14 protein-coding genes are annotated in these 16,991 nt (G+C 67.8%); 11 read left to right on the top strand and 3 right to left on the bottom strand.

Annotation, left to right across the window (positions count from 1 at the left end; all coding sequences use genetic code 11):
* The first annotated feature begins 136 nt into the window (after positions 1-136).
* Positions 137-2,800, top strand: coding sequence for a hypothetical protein (locus NM2_RS06525; protein WP_067665268.1), 2,664 nt, complete (start codon positions 137-139; stop codon positions 2,798-2,800).
* Positions 2,797-4,584 (top strand): P-loop NTPase family protein, encoded by a 1,788-nt coding sequence (locus NM2_RS06530; protein ID WP_369690303.1) that lies wholly within the window; start codon positions 2,797-2,799, stop codon positions 4,582-4,584. The genes NM2_RS06525 and NM2_RS06530 overlap by 4 nt, the downstream gene beginning before the upstream one ends.
* Positions 4,585-4,601: 17 nt before the next feature.
* Here NM2_RS06530 and NM2_RS06535 read toward each other — a convergent pair whose 3' ends face one another.
* Together NM2_RS06535 and NM2_RS06540 are read right to left on the bottom strand one after the other, a co-directional pair.
* A complete protein-coding gene (locus NM2_RS06535; protein WP_067665327.1) occupies positions 4,602-6,506 on the bottom strand; it encodes a glycoside hydrolase family 15 protein in 1,905 nt (634 codons plus the stop codon).
* A gap of 305 nt (positions 6,507-6,811) precedes the next feature.
* Positions 6,812-7,180 carry a hypothetical protein gene (locus NM2_RS06540; RefSeq protein ID WP_067665271.1) on the bottom strand — a complete coding sequence of 123 codons (369 nt, stop codon included), beginning with the start codon at positions 7,178-7,180 and terminating at the stop codon, positions 6,812-6,814.
* A gap of 98 nt (positions 7,181-7,278) precedes the next feature.
* On the opposite strand from NM2_RS06540, the gene NM2_RS06545 reads away from it, so the two are divergent.
* A complete protein-coding gene (locus tag NM2_RS06545; RefSeq protein ID WP_067665274.1) occupies positions 7,279-7,545 on the top strand; it encodes a hypothetical protein in 267 nt (88 codons plus the stop codon).
* Here the strand turns inward: NM2_RS06545 and NM2_RS06550 are convergent.
* On the bottom strand, positions 7,542-8,627 hold the full coding sequence (locus tag NM2_RS06550; RefSeq protein ID WP_067665278.1) for a M48 family metallopeptidase: 1,086 nt from the start codon (positions 8,625-8,627) through the stop codon (positions 7,542-7,544). The two genes, NM2_RS06545 and NM2_RS06550, sit on opposite strands and share 4 nt — an antisense overlap.
* Between NM2_RS06550 and NM2_RS52900 the strand changes: the two genes are divergently transcribed.
* The 8 genes from NM2_RS52900 to NM2_RS06585 all read left to right on the top strand — a co-directional run bounded on the left by NM2_RS52900 (position 8,536) and on the right by NM2_RS06585 (position 16,776).
* Positions 8,536-8,781: an Ms4533A family Cys-rich leader peptide gene (locus tag NM2_RS52900; protein ID WP_369690304.1), complete on the top strand. Its 246-nt coding sequence runs from the start codon at positions 8,536-8,538 to the stop codon at positions 8,779-8,781. The two genes, NM2_RS06550 and NM2_RS52900, sit on opposite strands and share 92 nt — an antisense overlap.
* Before the next feature lie 204 nt (positions 8,782-8,985).
* Entirely contained in the window at positions 8,986-10,029 is a 1,044-nt protein-coding gene (locus NM2_RS06555; RefSeq protein WP_067665281.1) for a sulfate ABC transporter substrate-binding protein, read from the top strand.
* Between the two features lie 65 nt (positions 10,030-10,094).
* On the top strand, positions 10,095-10,949 hold the full coding sequence (cysT, locus tag NM2_RS06560; protein ID WP_067665330.1) for a sulfate ABC transporter permease subunit CysT: 855 nt from the start codon (positions 10,095-10,097) through the stop codon (positions 10,947-10,949).
* The gene (gene cysW, locus NM2_RS06565) at positions 10,946-11,755 is read left to right on the top strand and encodes a sulfate ABC transporter permease subunit CysW (RefSeq protein WP_067665284.1); all 810 of its coding nucleotides are present in this window, start codon (positions 10,946-10,948) and stop codon (positions 11,753-11,755) included. The genes cysT and cysW overlap by 4 nt, the downstream gene beginning before the upstream one ends.
* Positions 11,752-12,750, top strand: coding sequence for a sulfate/molybdate ABC transporter ATP-binding protein (locus tag NM2_RS06570; RefSeq protein ID WP_067665287.1), 999 nt, complete (start codon positions 11,752-11,754; stop codon positions 12,748-12,750). The genes cysW and NM2_RS06570 overlap by 4 nt, the downstream gene beginning before the upstream one ends.
* Positions 12,751-13,027: 277 nt before the next feature.
* Positions 13,028-14,080 (top strand): Hsp70 family protein, encoded by a 1,053-nt coding sequence (locus tag NM2_RS06575; protein ID WP_245717875.1) that lies wholly within the window; start codon positions 13,028-13,030, stop codon positions 14,078-14,080.
* 76 nt (positions 14,081-14,156) lie between these two features.
* Positions 14,157-15,182: an AurF N-oxygenase family protein gene (locus NM2_RS06580; RefSeq protein ID WP_067665294.1), complete on the top strand. Its 1,026-nt coding sequence runs from the start codon at positions 14,157-14,159 to the stop codon at positions 15,180-15,182.
* 13 nt (positions 15,183-15,195) lie between these two features.
* Positions 15,196-16,776: an FAD-dependent oxidoreductase gene (locus NM2_RS06585; RefSeq protein ID WP_067665297.1), complete on the top strand. Its 1,581-nt coding sequence runs from the start codon at positions 15,196-15,198 to the stop codon at positions 16,774-16,776.
* Positions 16,777-16,991 lie beyond the last annotated feature (215 nt).

Raw genomic sequence — 16,991 nt, forward strand, 5'->3', positions numbered from 1 at the left:
GGCACACCATGATCCGGTGTTCGCCGTGCCTGGAGGATGTGACAGCCGGGGTATCCGGAAATATGGTGTTACCTGTTCTCGACTGTTGGCAAGACCCGTCCGGTTTCGAGGCCGGACACCTGAGAGTGGAGTGTGTATGACGCGTGACCTGCCCCTCGACGCAGACGCGGAGGACCCGGGCGATCACGCCGGGGACACCGCGTATCGCGTCGCGACCGGCGTCGCGCGGGTCGCCAGGGCAGGCGCGTACGTCACCGGCGGCGCGCTGGTCGCCGAGGGCAGTCAAGCGCCGGAGAACAACGAATCCCACGACGCCAGCCGGATCGCGGGTTGGTCGCTGCAAGATCCCCAGCCGAATGCGCCCAGCCCGGTCGTCACCTATCCGGATCCGTCCCCGGATTCGGTGCCGCCCGTTCTCGGCCATCCGGGTGCGGCCGCTTCCGACCATCCGCAACTCGCCTTTCCGAATCTCCCACCGGGATTCGAATTCCACGTTCAGATCGAAACCGGGCCCGACGCCGCGTCCCATCCGCCCGATCTGAGCAAGATTCCCGGTGTGAACTCGATGCCCGGAACCGATGGCAGCACACCGGGATTGAGCGTTGTCCCCGGTCCGAGCGTCGGCTCCGTGCCGGGGACGGGGACCGACCATCTGCCCGGTACGGGCACCGTGCCCGGCCTGGGTAACGGAGTGCCGGGTCTCGGTAACGGGGTGCCCGGCCTGGGTAACGGAATCCCGAACCTGGGCAATGGTATTCCCGGTTTCGGGAATACGCCGGGTACCGGTGATTCGCCGTTCGATCTGCCGAGCGTTCCGGCGATGCCGAGCGTTCCCTCGGTCCCCGAATTCCAGATTCCCAAGCTGAATTCCGGTAACGGTGGATCAAATTTCAATCTGCCCGGCATCCATCCGGCGGCCGCGCCGATCGCCGCGGAGAGCGGTCAGGACGCGACGCTGACGAGTCTGATCCATCCTGCCGATGCGTCGATTGCCAATGCTGCCAACGGTTTCCAGTCCATCGATCTGGGCGATCGGTCGGCCTCGTCCGCCGGCGGGGGAGCGGGTTTCGGCCCGCTCGGCTCGGAAAATGATGCGCTGCACATGGTTTCCGGATTCGACGGGGTCGGCAGCGCCGAGTCGGGCGTCTACGCCGACGTCCAGGTGCACCTGGACGCGCACGCCGGACTCGACGGGGTGTGGCTGAATCTGAGTGCGCAGGCCGCGGGCGGTGTCGTCGGCGGCATCGGGGAGCAGATCGACACCTATGGTCGGTGGCTGGGCGGAGGTGAGTCCGCACCGGCCGACGCGTCCGGCCCGGAGTCCGTGCTGGTCCAGGACCTGACCGGACAACCGCACGGAATCCGTTCGGGGATGGGCATTCCCGGCCCGGATGGGGCGGGGCCCGCGCACGGGCCGCTGGGCGCGGCCGGCCTGGTTCCGGCTCCCGGTGTCCCGCAGCCCGTGGTGCCCGGTGTGGTGATACCGGCGAATGTTCCGGCCACCGCCGCGTTGTCGCCGTCGCTGCCCGCGGCCGGGCCGGTCGCCTCGTCCGTGCCCGCATCTGTCGCCGCGCCCGCGGCGGTGACCACACCCGCCGTCGTGACCTCGGTCGTCACCGCGCCCCAGCCCGCGGTGATCGCGGCGCCTCCGGTTCCGCAACCTGTCGTCACGACGCCGCTGCAACCCGCGGCCCATCCGGATGCGGCGCTGCACACGCTGGCCGGTGCGCTGCCGGATCATCTCGGGCCGGTGCCGCTCGGTGCGGCCGCGGCGGTCGGGCCCGCGGCATTCCTCGGTCTGTCCAGGCCCGCTCCGGCCACGGCCGGGCCCACGTCACCGGGTCCGGAGCACGGTGCGAACAACGGACCGACGGTCGGGCAGCCGCTGACCGGGACGTTCGATCATTCCCTGATCCCGCATGTGAGCATCCCGGCCATCCCGCCGACGGGCATTCTGGGCCCCGCGCACGTCCCGAAGCCGCCGCATCCCACCTATGGTCCGACCACGGGCCCTTCGCCATCCCACGTGTACGGCCCCTCCACCGGGCCCCGCCCGTCGGGAACTCCGTCGAACGGGCACGGCGCCGGCGACTCCTCCGGGGCGACCTCCACCATCGCCGGACATCCGAGCCCGACCTTGACGGACGACTCGACCACCGATTCCCGTCCCACCACGGTCGGCCCGAGTACGGCCGCGCACCCCGGCTCGGACGCCGGAACCGCGTCGGCCACTTCCGTGCCGAGCCATGAATCATCCACGCCCACAAGGGATTCGACGTCTTCGCATGACGCGTCGCCGAGCCGCGATGCGACCCCGACGCACGACTCGTCGCCGGCCGACGGTCCGCAGCCCAGCCACGCCCCGACGTCCACCTACGATTCGGGACCGACCCGGCAGCCCGTGCCGACGCACGATTCGTCGCCGGCCCACGAGGTGCCGCTGCCGACTGGCGGGCCGAGCGTGCCCTCGCATGTGCCGACCATGCCGACGATGCCCGGTCACGACAACCCGCCCGCCGCCACGGCCCCGCACATTCCGGACGGGTACGGCGGCGGGCCCGGCGTGCACACCGCACCCCATGCCCCGATGCTGCCGCCGATGACCATGAGCCCGCATTTTCCGATGAAACCCATTGCGTCGGTACATGATTCGAGCGACTACTCGACCTGGCAGGATTCCGGCCACGCCGGGCTGGCCGCTGCGCCCACGGGCCTGTCCAGCGGTCTGCTGCCCGGAACCCAGGCCGATCCCGCGCACACCCTGATCCATCCCGCTCCCGACCTGCATATCGCGCTGTGACCACGGTCGATCCGGCCGCGGCCAAACATCCCGACGCGATGGCGCCGCTCCTGCGACAGCTCGACGAGCTGCTGGGGCTCACCCGTGCGGCTGGGCGGGCCGACCTGACCGCCCGGCTGAGCATGTCCCGGTCCCGGGTCGCCGATCCCCGGGTGCGCCTGGTCGTGGTCGGCGAACCCAAGAACGGGATGAGCACCCTGGTCAACGGCCTGGTCGGGACGGTGGTCAGCGCCACCGACAGCCCGGTCAGCGTCCCGGTGATCGCCGAATACGGTCCGCAGGCCACCGCGACGCTGGTCCGCACGGTCGCCGGTGGCCGCACCGAACGTCAGCCGGTCGATCCGCTGAATCCGGCGGCGGTGATGTCCCTGGACGGCGTGGTGCGTGCGGAGTTCACCGATCCGAGCCCGCTGCTGGCAGAGGGTTTCGTCGTGATGGATGCGCCCGGCGCACCCGCCGATACGCCGACCATCTGGTCGCTGATCGCCGCCGCCGACGCCGTGCTGTACGTCGCCGACGCGGGCAAGGAATACACCCCCGAACAGATCGTGCTGCTGGCGCGGATCCAGCAGGTCTGCCCGACGGTGATCTGTGTGCTGAACAAGATCGACCGGTATCCGGTCTGGGGTCAGGTGCAGCAGCGCAATCGCGAACTGCTGGATCAGGCGGGTCTGGGCTTCGCGGTCGCGCCGATCTCCGCCGAGAAACATCTGCGGGCCGGTGCGGATCAGCGCCGGGACCTGGAATCCGGTGTGCCGCAACTGATCGAGCATCTGCGTGAGTACGTCCTGCGGCGTGCGGACGCGCTGGCCCACGAGGCCGCGGTGCGCGATATCCGCACCATCACCGACCATCTGGCGCTGAGCCTGCGCAGCGAGGCCGAGACGTTGCGGGATCCGCAGCGGTTCACCGAGATCACCGAACAGCTGCGCAGCTCCCGCACCGAGGCCGACAACCTGCGGCAGCGCTCGGCGAACTGGCAGATCACCCTCGCGGACGGCTGTTCGGATCTGATGGCCGACATCGAACACGATCTGCGGCACCGGCTGCGCAGTCTGGTCCGCGACGCCGAGGCCGAGATCGTCAAGGGCGATCCGGCCCGTGGCTGGAAGGAATTCGGCGCGGATCTGGATGCCCGCATCTGCGAGGCGGTGGAGGAGAACTTCGTCATCGCGCACTACCGCTCGGTGGAATTGGCCGAGGAGGTCGCGGAGAAGTTCCCCGACAGCGACTACGAGTCCGCGCTCGCGGATCTGCGCCTGGAGAATCCGGCCGACGTCCTGGAACCGGTGGCCTCCCTGGAACCGCTCGCGTCGGCGAAAACCGGTGTGATCCAACCGATTCTGAACATCATGCGGGGTTCCTACGGCGGCCTGCTGATGGTCGGCGTCGTCCTGGCCAGCGTGCTGAACATCCCGCCGGTGAACTGGTATTCGGGCGCGGCCGCGGTACTGCTGGGCGTCAACGCGCTGTGGGAGGACCGCAAACTCCGTCGCGAACGTCGTCAGGCCGAGGCCCGCACGGCCGTCGCTCGTCTGATGGACGATGTGATCTTCCAGGTCAGCAAGGAATCACGGCATCGCCTGCGCGGCGTGCAGCGCACCCTGCGTGACCATTTCACCGAAATCGCCAATCAGACACTGCGTTCGGTGGACGAATCCCTGCGCGCGGCGGAGGAGGCCGCCGCCGAACAGTCCGGCCCGGCCCGCGACCGTCGCCTCACCGAGATCGAGTCCTCCCTGATCCGCCTCCGCGAGATCCGCGAACGCGTGAACGCGCACTGACGGGCGTCCGCGTCACTTCATCCGGCGCGGTGCGCGGGGTGGAATTCGCCTGCGCGGACGGATTGTTCGGCGCGGATGACGTGGGTGAGCGCGTTGATCAGGGCCAGATGGGTGAACGCCTGCGGGAAGTTGCCCAGGTGACGTCCGGTTCGCGGGTCGATCTCCTCGGCGTAGAGCTCGAGTGGGCTGGCGTAGCCGAGCAGCCGCTCGCACAGGCGGCGGGCGCGCTGCACCTCACCGATCTCCACCAGTGCCGAGACCAGCCAGAACGAGCAGATCGTGAAGGTGCCCTCCACACCGGACAGGCCGTCGTCGGTGGTGTCGGTGCGATAGCGCAGCACCAGGCCCTGGTCGGTGAGATCGTCGGCGATGGCCAGTACGGTCTTGGTCACCCGCGGATCGTTCGCGGGCAGGAAGCGCAGCAGCGGCACCAGCAGCAGCGAGGCGTCCAGGGTGTCGCCGCCGTAGGTCTGGGTGAAGATGCCGTCCGCGTTGACGCCGTTGTCGAGGACGTCCGCGTGGATCTCCTGGGCCAGCTCGGCCCACTTCCTGGCGTAGTCGGTCTCGCCGTGCATCTCGGCCAGATGCGCGCCGCGATCCAGCGCGACCCAGCACATCACCTTGGAGGAGGTGAAATGCTGCGGCTCACCGCGGACCTCCCAGATCCCGCGATCGGGCTCGCGCCAGTGTTCGATCGCGCCCTGCACCTGCTTCTCCAACATCGGCCACAGCGTTTCGGGCACCTGCTGACGGGAACGCACGTGCAGATACACCGAGTCCAGGATGGTGCCCCAGATGTCGTGCTGATCCTGGTTGTAGGCCCCGTTGCCGATGCGGACCGGCCGAGCGCCGTCGTAGCCGTGCAGATGGCCCAGTTCGTATTCGGTGATCGTGCGCTCCCCGCCGATGCCGTACAGCACCTGCAGCGGCAGCGTGTCGCCGTTGTGGTCGGTGGCCGCGTCGTGCAGGAAGGCGAAGAAGTCGTCGGCCTCGCGGTTCATGCCCAGGGTGTACAGACCCCACAGCGCGAAGGTGGAATCACGCACCCAGGCGTAGCGGTAGTCCCAATTACGTTCTCCGCCAGGGGTTTCCGGCAGCGAGGTGGTGGCCGCGGCGAGCAGTGCGCCGGTCGGGGCGTAGGTGAGGCCCTTGAGGGTCAGCGCGCTGCGCTGCAGATATCCGCGCCACGGGTGATCGGGGAATTTGCCGAGGGTGATCCACTGCCGCCAGCATTCGGTGGTGGCCCACATCTTCTCCGCCGCCTCGGCGTAGCTGCGCGGTGCGGGCAGTTCGGACCAGGACAACGCGATGTAGACCTCGTCGCCCTCCTTCATCCGGGTGCGGGCGCGGGCTTCGCGTCCCTCGATCCCGATGCGCAGGTCGGTGGTGAGGGTCAGGCTGGTGCAGTCGGCGTCGCCCTCACAGGTGGCGGTGGCCTGTTCGTAGACCCGGCCGGTGTACTCCCAGCTGGCCGGGGCGCGGTGGTAGTCGAAGGCCGGTTCGCAGCTGACCTCCAGCTCGACCACGCCGTTCACGCATTTCACCGTGCGCAGCAGCATGTGTTCGGCGTCCCAGTCCATCGGCGTGCGGCGATGGGTGCGGCTGCGCTTGTCGTTGTTGTGCCACGGGCCCAGCACCAGCGCGTCGCGCACGATCAGCCAGCCGGTGTCGGTCTGCCAGGTCGTCTCGACGATCATGCCGCCGGGAAGGTAGCGGCGGGCCGCGGGCACGTTCACGCCGTACGGGCCGACCCGGAAGTGCCCGGCGCTGCGATCCAGCATCGCGCCGAAGACGCTGGGCGAATCCGGCCGCGGCAGGCACATCCACTCGACCGCCCCGTTGCGGGCGATCAGGCAGTTGGCCTCGCAGTCGGACAGGAAGGCGTAGTCGTCGATGGGCGGATAGGCGGATTTGTGCGTCATGCCCGTGGAGGTCGGCAGATATCCTGCGGTCAACTCACTGTCGTCGACGTCGCCGAGCGCGTCGCGGCGCACCGCACAGGCATCGGCCGGGGCGTCGTCGCCGGGAACGGGCTGCGGCGTGCGGTCCGCATCGCTGACGTCGTCGGGTGCGTCGCTCAGCGGTTCGTCGTAGGACGTCATAGGGACATCATCGGCCCGTCACCGTGTGCCGTCCAGCGTTGCGCGCCCTCAGCGGGTGAGCAGCCAGGCGACGATCACGAGCACGATCAGGGCGACCAGGGCCAGTTGAACACGTGAGCGAGGCATCACACCGCTTCCTTCTGCCGCGCGCCCGGGGTGTCGGGCAGCGGTGGTCCGTAGTCCAGCGGGTGTGGCCCGTACTCCAAGGGCTGCGGCCCGTAATCCAGGGGCTGTGGGCCGAATACCACCAGTTCGGGTGCCGTCTCCGCGGGGTCGGCGGGATTCTCGGCATCGATCGACGAGATCGGCTCCGGCTCGGTCGCGCGATCCCGGCCGAGCACGCGCAGCGCGTCGCGCAGGAGACGATCGAGCAGGTAGGCGATCAGGAAACTGATCGGGACCATCCCGATCAGCACCACCGCGAACTGCGGTAGGAACGGCAGGCCCGCGACCCACAATTCGAATCCGTCCCACCATCCGGCAATGCGATGCACACGCTCAGCCTAGCCCGCTTGCCGGTACGACGGCAGCACGCCTCCGCCCTGACGCGAACGCCCTGCCGCTGTCGGTAGCCCGGGGTACGCTCTCGCCCATGTCAACCGATGAGGATTTCGCTGAGCTCACCACGCAGTTGCTCGACACCGATGACCTCGAGGAGGGGCCTCGGCTGATCGCCACCCACTACGCCACGCCCGACGAGGCGATCGAGATGGTGCGGGCCGCCCAACTGCTCGGCCTGGGAGTGCGGCTGCACAACCGGCTGCGCATCGAGGAGGCCGACGAGGACGGCGAGGAGTCCGCCTCCGAGGAATGGATCCTGGACCTGCTCGAGAGCCCGCCGGAAGTGGACGAGGACTAGAACCCGAATCTTTTTCCGATCTTCGAGACCGTCTCGCCGACCTCCTGACCCACGGTGCTCACCGCGGCCCCGACATCGCGGCCCAGGTTGCGCACCGTGCGGATCAGGGGGTCCTCCGAGGCGTCGAAACTTTCCCGGTAGGTGCGGGCGGCCTCGCGGATCTCATCGCTGATCCGGGTGTTCTTGTCGTGCTCGCGCAGCGGATATCGCCCGTCCAGGATGCGGTCGTACTCACCGCCCGCGATCCAGCGCCGTAGTTCCGCCGCGCGCAGCACCGAGAACGGATGCGTCTGCAATTCCATGTTCAGCAGTTTGAGCACGCCGTCGCGCAGATCGCCGGTGCGGTCGTAATCGTCGGCCTGCTGCAGGAATGCGGCATGACTCATCTCACTCACCATCGCGCCGCCCGCCAACTTCATGTGGACGCGCACCGAAGCCTCCACGTCCTGCCCGCACAGCAGCCCGGCCCGATCGCCCGAGAGTTCGGATTTGCGACTCCACTCCAACAGCGCGGCGATGATCGCGCGCAGCGCCCAGCCGCCGATCGGCATCCAGCCGAACGAGGACGCGAAGTTCAGCAGATGCATCAGCATGGTCCGGTAGACCGCGTGCCCGGACATCGCGTGCCCGAGTTCGTGCCCGACGACGAATCGCAACTCCTCCACGTCCAGCAGTTCGACCAGTCCGGTGGTCAGCACGATGAACGGCTCGTCCATCCCGATGGTGAAGGCGTTGGCGACCGGATCCTGCAGCACGTACATCTCCGGTGCGACCGGTGCGTCGAGGATGCGCACGGCATCGCTCCGCAGCTCGTGCAGCGTCTTGAACTGCCGTTCGTCCACCCGGACCGCGGTCGCCAGGTACATCAGCCGGTGCTGGCGCTCACGCAGCAGACCGGACAGGGTGCGCAGCACGGTGTCGAACCCGGCGAAGGTGCGCATGGCCACCAGAGCGGTGCGATCCGCCGGATGCTCCCACGCCCGTGTGCTGATGCCGGGAAAAGTGCGGCGGATCCGGTCCGGAGCGGCGGATTCTCCGGTGGTCGGGCCGTCTCCGGCGGATTCGCTCGGTGTTGTGGTCACAGATGCCCCCTGGGGTTCGATCGGGTCGCGGCGATTCGTCCTGTTCTGCTACAGTCTGCCCGTGTCATCGAGTGCAGTCCCGCAGGTCCGCCATGAATTGGCGTTGATCGCAGTGGGTTGCCTCGTGGTCGCGGACATCTACTGTCGCAGATGACCCGTCGGACACCTCTGCGCGTCATCCCCCAATAGACTCGGCGCGCATTTCCTTTCGCAGATGTGTCCCAGCCCGGCGGCTCTCGCCGTAGACGCGCCACTGCCCCACATCGTTGTTCACGGCAGGTCTATCCCGATAACCATATCCACCCCGCCGCCAACTGTTGAAATACGTCGGTGGGGCAGCAGGAAAGGGTCCACCCCTATGTCTCGCAGCTCCTGGCCACTCTCGCGCCGCCGCTCGGTCGCCGCCGCGCTCACCGCACTCGCGGCCGTGACCCTGTCCGCCTGCGGCGGCGGAGCCAGCGACACCGCGAGCGGCGGTGGGAGTGGCAGCAGCAGTTCGCTGACCCTCTTCGCGTATTCCGTGGCTCAGCCTGCCTTCCAGAAGGTGGTTCCCGAGTTCAACAAGACCGACGCGGGCAAGGGCGTCCAGGTCCAGCAGTCCTACGGCCCGTCCGGTGATCAGTCCCGCAAGGTAGCGGCCGGAGCCCAGGCCGATGTGGTGAACTTCTCCGTCGAACCCGACATCACCCGGCTGGTCAAGGCCGGCCTGATCGACTCGAAATGGAATGCGGACGCCGACAAGGGAATTCCGTTCGGGTCGGTCGTCGTGATCGCGGTGCGCAAGGGGAATCCGAAGGGCATCCACGACTGGAACGATCTGTTGAAGCCGGGTGTGCAGGTGGTCACTCCGAACCCGTTCAGCTCGGGTTCGGCCAAGTGGAACCTGCTGGCTCCGTACGCGGCTGAGAGCGACGGCGGCAAGAACCCGCAGGCCGGCCTGGACTACCTGGGCCAGCTGATCTCCAAGGATCACATCAAGGTGCAGCCGAAGTCGGGCCGCGAGGCCACCGACACCTTCCTGCAGGGCACCGGTGACGTGCTGATCAGCTACGAGAACGAGGCCATCAATGCCGAGCGTAGCGGCGACCCGATCGAGCACCTCCTGCCGCCGACCACGTTCAAGATCGAGAACCCGTTCGCGGTGCTGAAGAACGCGAAGAACTCGGACAAGGCCGTGGCATTCAAGAACTTCCTGTACACCCCCGCCGGTCAGAAGGCCTTCGCCGAGGCCGGCTACCGCCCGGTCGACCCGCAGGTCGCTGCCGATTACAGCAAGGATTTCCCGCAGCCGCAGAAGCTGTGGACCGTCGCCGATCTGGGTGGCTGGGCCAAGGTCGACAAGGACCTGTTCACGCCGAACACGGGCAGCGTCGCGGTGCTCTACGACAAGGCCACCAAGTAGGGCTGCGGCACACACCACTCACGGGATACTCGACAATCGTGACCGAGATCAGTACTGATGCCGCGATCGCGGAGGCGGCTTCCGGCACGGCCGGGCAACAACCGAACGGCCGCTCCTGGCTACGGATAACCGGATCGGTCGGTCCGCTGGGCCTCGCGATCGCGGTGCTGTGGCTCAGCGTGATCGTGCTGTTGCCCTTGGCCGCCTTGGCGTTTCACGCCTTCGGCGGCGGCTGGTCCGGCTTCTGGAATGCCGTCTCCGCACCGGCCGCCCTGGCCGCGCTGCGGGTGACGGTCGTCGTGTCGGTGGCGGTGGCGCTGATCAATGTGGTGATGGGCACGCTCGTCGCGTGGGTGCTGGTCCGGGACGATTTCCCCGGCAAGAGCATCGTGAACGCCCTCATCGACCTGCCGTTCGCGCTGCCGACGATCGTGGCCAGCATCGTGCTGCTGTCGCTGTACGGCCCGGACAGTCCGATCGGTGTGCACCTCAACGCCACCCAGCCCGGCCTGGTCGTGGCGCTCGCATTCGTGACACTGCCGTTCGTGGTTCGTTCGGTGCAGCCGGTGCTGATCGAGGCAGACCGGGAGGTGGAGCAGGCCGCCGTCTCGCTGGGCGCGAACAACTGGACCACGTTCCTGCGGATCGTGCTGCCCACGCTCGCACCGGCAATCCTGTCCGGCGGCGGGCTGGCCTTCGCTCGCGCGATCGGCGAATACGGTTCGGTGGTCCTGATCGGCGGCGATATTCCCGGCCACACCCAGGTGGCCTCGCAGTACATCCAGCAGCAGATCGAGGTGGACCGTCCGGCCAACGCGGCCGCGGTATCGGTGGTACTGCTGGTGATCTCCTTCCTGACCCTGCTGGTACTGCGATTGTTCGCCGGGCGCGCCGCACGCAAGGAGCAGAGAAGCCGATGAAACTGTCCGCACCGACCCGCATCTCGATGCGGGTGATCGCGCTGGCTTACCTGCTCATCCTGCTGGTGGCGCCGCTGATCATCATTTTCTGGCGTAGTTTTCAACACGGCCTCGGCGCGTTCTTCGCTTCCATCACCACCCCGGCGGCGGTCTCGGCGTTCGACCTGACGATCCTGATCATCGCGATCGTGGTGCCGGTGAATGTGGTCTTCGGCGTGGTCACCGCGATCGCGCTGGCGCGCGGGAACTTCCGGGGCCGGACTCTGATTCAGGGCATCGTGGATCTGCCGTTCGCGGTGTCGCCGGTCATCGTGGGTGTGGCGTTGATCATGCTGTGGGGTGTGGGCGGCTGGTTCGGTGGTGTCCAGAGTCTCGGCTTCAAGGTGATCTTCGGCCTGCCGGGCATGGTGCTCGCGACCATCTTCGTCACGCTGCCGTTCGTGGTGAGCGAGGTCGTGCCGGTCCTGCACGAGATCGGCGACGATCAGGAGCAGGCGGCCGCCACGCTGGGCGCCACCGGCTGGCAGACCTTCTGGCGGATCACCGTGCCCGCCATTCGCTGGGGCCTGACCTACGGCATCGTGCTCACCGTCGCGCGCGGGCTCGGCGAATACGGTGCGGTGATCATGGTCTCCTCGGGACTGCCGGGCATCTCGCAGACGCTGACGCTGCTGGTGAGCGGCCGTTATACCAACGACAACAACACGTTCGGCGCCTACTGTGCGGCGACCCTGCTGATGGGTATCGCGCTCGTCGTTCTCATTCTGATGACCCTTCTAGAACGCAAGCGGGGCACTGCCAAATGATCACCGTCACCAATGCGAACAAGAATTACGGTACGTTCGCCGCGCTCGACGACGTCAGCCTCGAAATTCCCTCGGGTGAGCTGACCGCGCTGCTCGGCCCCTCCGGCTCGGGCAAGTCGACGCTGCTTCGTTCGATCGCGGGGTTGGAATCGCTGGATTCCGGGGTGGTGGTCATCGCCGGACGCGACGTCACCCGGGTCTCGCCGCAGAAACGCGATATCGGTTTCGTGTTCCAGCATTACGCGGCGTTCAAGCACATGACCGTGCGCGACAACGTCGCATTCGGTCTGAAGATCCGCAAGCGGCCGCGCAACGAGATCGCCAAGCGGGTGGACGAGCTGCTCGGCATCGTCGGGCTGGACGGTTTCCAGCACCGGTATCCGGCCCAGCTGTCCGGTGGTCAGCGTCAGCGCATGGCCCTGGCCCGCGCGCTGGCGGTCGATCCGCAGGTGCTGCTGCTGGACGAGCCGTTCGGCGCGCTGGACGCCAAGGTGCGCACCGATCTGCGGACCTGGCTGCGTCGGCTGCACGAGGAGGTCCACGTGACCACGGTGCTGGTGACGCACGATCAGGAGGAGGCGCTGGACGTCGCGGACCGGATCGCGGTGATGAACTCCGGGCGGATCGAGCAGATCGGCAGTCCCGAGGACGTCTACGACCGTCCGGCGAACGAGTTCGTCATGTCCTTCCTGGGCGCGGTGGCAAAGTTGAACGGACATCTGGTGCGCCCGCACGACATTCGCGTCGGCCGCGATCCGGAGATGGCGCTGGCCTCGCACGAGGGCACCGCGGAATCGGCGGGCGTCACCCGCGCAACGGTGGAGCGGGTGGTGGTGCTCGGCTTCGAGGTGCGGCTGGAGTTGCGCAATGCCGCCACCGGCGATCTGTTCACCGCGCAGGTCACCCGCGGTGACGCCGAGGCACTGCAACTGCGCGACGGCGAGACCGTCTACGCCCGTGCGACCCGGATTCCGGAGTTGCCAGCAGGATCCTGAGTGCGGCGTCGGGCGGATCTCCGGTCGGGTCCGCCCGGCTCGCCGAGAGGTGTGCGGACGGTCGATCCGCACAGTTCACCCACTTCTGAACGGTATGTGCAGGAGATGTCACGAGCGGACAACCCCGTGTCCGGTGGTTGTCAGTACCGGGTTGCGGATGGTTGCCTGGAACGCGTTCGGATCACGATTGCATAAAACGCTGTTCGTCGATCGAGGATGGGTGTAGATGACGGTTGGGCTCGGAGTCAGCATCGGAACGGTCAATACGGTGTGCGCCGTGGCAGGGGAGAGTGGCCGGGCCGCGCACCGGAACAAGAAGAAGGGCGTGCCCACGACGTGGCGCACCACCCTCACGTTCGACAGCGCTGGCGCCGCACGCGTCGGCCGGATTCCCAAACACGGCCGCGCGCTGGCCGAATTCGCCGATCTGAGTCAGCGTTCCACGCCGACGGCACGGGTCGGCAATCGCACGCTGACCGCGGCGGATCTGGTCGCGACGGTCGCGCAGGGCGTGATCACCGAAACGCTCGGCGCGGAGCCGGACGAGAATGTCGCGCTGGCGGTGACCCATCCGGTCGGTTATTCGGGCGAGCAGGTCGCCGATCTTCGCGGGGCGCTCGAGACGGTGGGCCTGGCGCGGGCCGAGCTGATCTGTGAGCCGGTCGCCGCGACGGCCTGGTTCGAGGCCACGCAGGACCCGGTCACCCCGGGGCTGATGCTCGTCTACGACCTGGGTGGTTCGGCGCTGAGCGTGACCCTGGTCCGGGTCGGCGCGGGTGCGCCGGACAATCGGGTGGTCGGCACGCCGGTGCGGTCGAGCGAGTACGGCGGCCGCGCCTTCGGCGCGCTGATGACCAAACGGGCGAGCCGCCTGGCCTCGCCGCGTTCGCTGACCGATTCCGATGCCGCGATCTCGGCGCTGCGCTCGATTCATGTGCTGCGTTCGGTGGATCTGGTCTACAAATGCCTCCGCATCGCCGATGTCACCATGGCCGATGTGGATCGGGTCCTGGTGATCGGCGGTGCCGCGCGTCCGCGCGAGGTCGCGAAGGTGCTCGGTGAGGAGCTCGCGCGGCCGGTGATCGTCGCGGCGGATCCCGAACGCACGATCGCCGACGGTGCCGCGATCCTGGCGCAGCGGGCAGCCGAGGCGGCCGGCGGCACGGTCGGCGGTCGCCGGGGTGGTTCGGCATGGTCGCAGCGTCGGCTGGTGCGCGTCGCGGCGGCGGTGCTGATCGCCGGTGGCGGTGCGATGGCCGGAGTCGTGGTGCCCGAGGCCGCGGTGGCGGCCGGAACTGCTCATACGGGGCTGGTGCCGCTGGACCGATGACCTGCAGCGGTTGACGTGACTCCTGGTTGGTGTAACTATTGGAAACAGTTACCCAACGAGTGGAGAGGCTGTGACGATGACGTCCGTTGCCACGACGCCTGGTGCCGACCACGTCGAGCCCGAGGACCCGATCGTCCGCGAGGCGCGGGAGTACGCCGCCAAGTTGACGCTGCTGTCGGAAGGTTCGGTGAACCGCCACTTCGATCCTTTCGAGGACATCGACTGGGAAAACCCCGATTTCGATCCCGATGCCGACCCCGAGCGGTGGATTCTGCCTGTTTCCGCGGACCCGCTCGGGCGGCACCCGTGGTACCTGTCCCAGCCCAGGAAGCGGCAGATCGAGATCGGCAAGTACCGCCAGGCCAACGTCGCCAAGGTCGGTCTGCAGTTCGAGTCGATCCTGATCAGCGGGATGGTGAATCACACCTTCGGGCTGCCCAACGGTGACCCCGAGTTCCGGTACTGCACCCATGAGATGACCGAGGAACTCAACCACACCCAGATGTTCCAGGAGATGGTGAACCGGATCGGGGCGGACGTGCCCGGGATGGGCCCGGCCGTGCGCAAGCTGCGGTATCTGGGCGTTCCGGTGGCCGTGCTGACCCCGAATCTGTTCTTCATGGCCGTGCTCGCCGGTGAGGAGCCGATCGATCACATCCAGAAGGCGATCCTGCGCTCGGGTGAGGAGGTGCACCCGATCATGCGCGGAGTGATGTCGATCCACGTCGCCGAGGAGGCGCGGCACATCTCCTTCGCACACGAATTCCTCGAGCACCATGTGCCGGAGGCGAAGTCGTTCAACAAGTTCGTGCTCTCGCTGGCCATGCCGCTGATCATGTGGATCCTGGGCCGGTCGATCGCCACGCCGCCGAAGTCCTTCTTCGACGAGTTCGATATTCCGGACGAGGTTCGCAAGGAGCTGTTCTACGGCTCGAAGGAGGCTCGCAAGGTCTTCAGCGACTACTTCGTCGACGTGCGGGCGCTGGCCAAGGAGATCGGCCTGATGAACCCGGTCGCCAAGGGCGTGTGGAAGCTGCTGCGCATCGACGGCCCGAGCAGCCGCTACCGCTCGGAGCCGCTGCGCGTGGTCAAGGCGAGTTGAGGGCGAGCGCACAGTGCCGTACGTCGTCACCCAATCCTGTTGCAGCGACGCGTCCTGCGTCTACGCGTGCCCGGTCAACTGCATCCATCCCACTCCGGACGAGCCGGATTTCCTGAGTGCGGAAATGCTGTACGTGGATCCGGAGTCGTGCGTGGACTGCGGGGCGTGCGCTACGGCGTGCCCCGTCGACGCCATCACCTCGACCAAACGGCTGACTCCCGAGCAGCAGCCCTTCATCGAGATCAATGCCGATTTCTATCGGCAGGTGCGTCCGCGTACGGTGCTGGCCCAGCCGGTGCCCGCCGCGCGGGTCGAGGGCGGGCCGCTGCGGGTGGCGATCGTGGGCTCGGGCCCCTCGGCGATGTACGCCGCCGATGAGCTGCTCACCCAGCCCGATGTCGCGGTGACGGTGATCGACCGGCTGCCCGTGCCCTACGGCCTGGCCCGGTTCGGCGTCGCCCCGGATCACACCAAGACCCGTCGGGTGAGCCGGTTGTACGACGTGATGTCCGAGCAGCCCGGATTCGGATCCTATCTGAATCTGACTGTGGGACAGGATGTTTCGCATGAGGAACTGCTCGCGCACAATCACGCGGTGATCTACGCGGTCGGCGCCTCGACCGATCGCAAACTCGGCATTCCGGGCGAGGGCCTGCCGGGCAGCGCCTCGGCGACCGACTTCGTGGCCTGGTACAACGGACATCCCGATCAGTCCGAGCGGGAATTCGATCTGACCCAGCGCCGCGCGGTGATCGTCGGCAACGGCAATGTCGCGCTGGACGTCGCGCGGATCCTCACGGCCGATCCCGAGGCGCTGTCCCACACCGATATATCGCCCAGGGCGCTGGAAGCTTTGCGGCACAGCAAGGTCGAAGAGGTTGTGATCATCGCGCGGCGCGGACCAGCCGAATCGGCCTTCACCGTACCGGAATTCGTCGGACTGCTCGGTGCGGACGTGGACATCGTCGTGGAAGGCGATGTGCCCGAACCGGTTCCGGGTATCTCGCAGAAGGTCGAACACAAGTTACGGCTACTGCGCGGCCTGGCCGACCGGCCGGTGAGCGGGCGCAAGCGGATCGTGTTCCGCTACCTGTCCTCGCCGACCGCTCTGTCCGGCACCGACCGGGTCGCCGGAATCGAGTTGGCGCACAACGAACTCGCCACCGATGCCGACGGCACGGTGCGTGCGGTGCCCACCGGTTCCACCGAAACCCTGGACACCGGCCTGGTTCTCGCGTCGGTCGGTTATCGCGGCGTTCCGCTGCCCGGCCTGCCGTTCGACGATGCGGCCGGGGTCATTCCGAACTCCGCCGGACGGGTGCGATCGGCTCCCGGCGGCGAGGTCGTCCCCGGTGTCTACGTGACCGGCTGGATCAAGCGCGGCCCGACCGGATTCATCGGCACCAACAAGTCCTGCGCGCAGGAGACCGTGCGCGGGCTCGTCGAGGATTTCAACACCGGTCGGCTCACCGAGCCCGCCTATGGCGCGGGTGATTTCGATGCGCTCGTCTCGGCTCGTCGCCCCTCGGCCATTCGCGGCGGCGCGGTGGCCGCGCGGCCAGGATGGAAGGCCCGCCTGCTCGCGCGGGTCTGAATCCCGTTGTCCGGTGGCCGATGTCGTCTACCGGATGTGTGAGCGTGGCCGCGCCGATGTGGTGTTCAGGACGGTGCCGGTTGTGATCGGCGACCGGATCGACCGAATCGCAGTCGATCCGCCGCCGCCACCATCGTCCGTGCGTCCGTGCGTCCGTGCGTCCGTGCGTCCGTGCGTCCGTGCGTCCGTGCGTCCGTGCGTCCGTGCGTCCGTGC

This window comes from Nocardia miyunensis NBRC 108239 (assembly GCF_001613065.1).
Taxonomy (GTDB): domain Bacteria; phylum Actinomycetota; class Actinomycetes; order Mycobacteriales; family Mycobacteriaceae; genus Nocardia; species Nocardia miyunensis.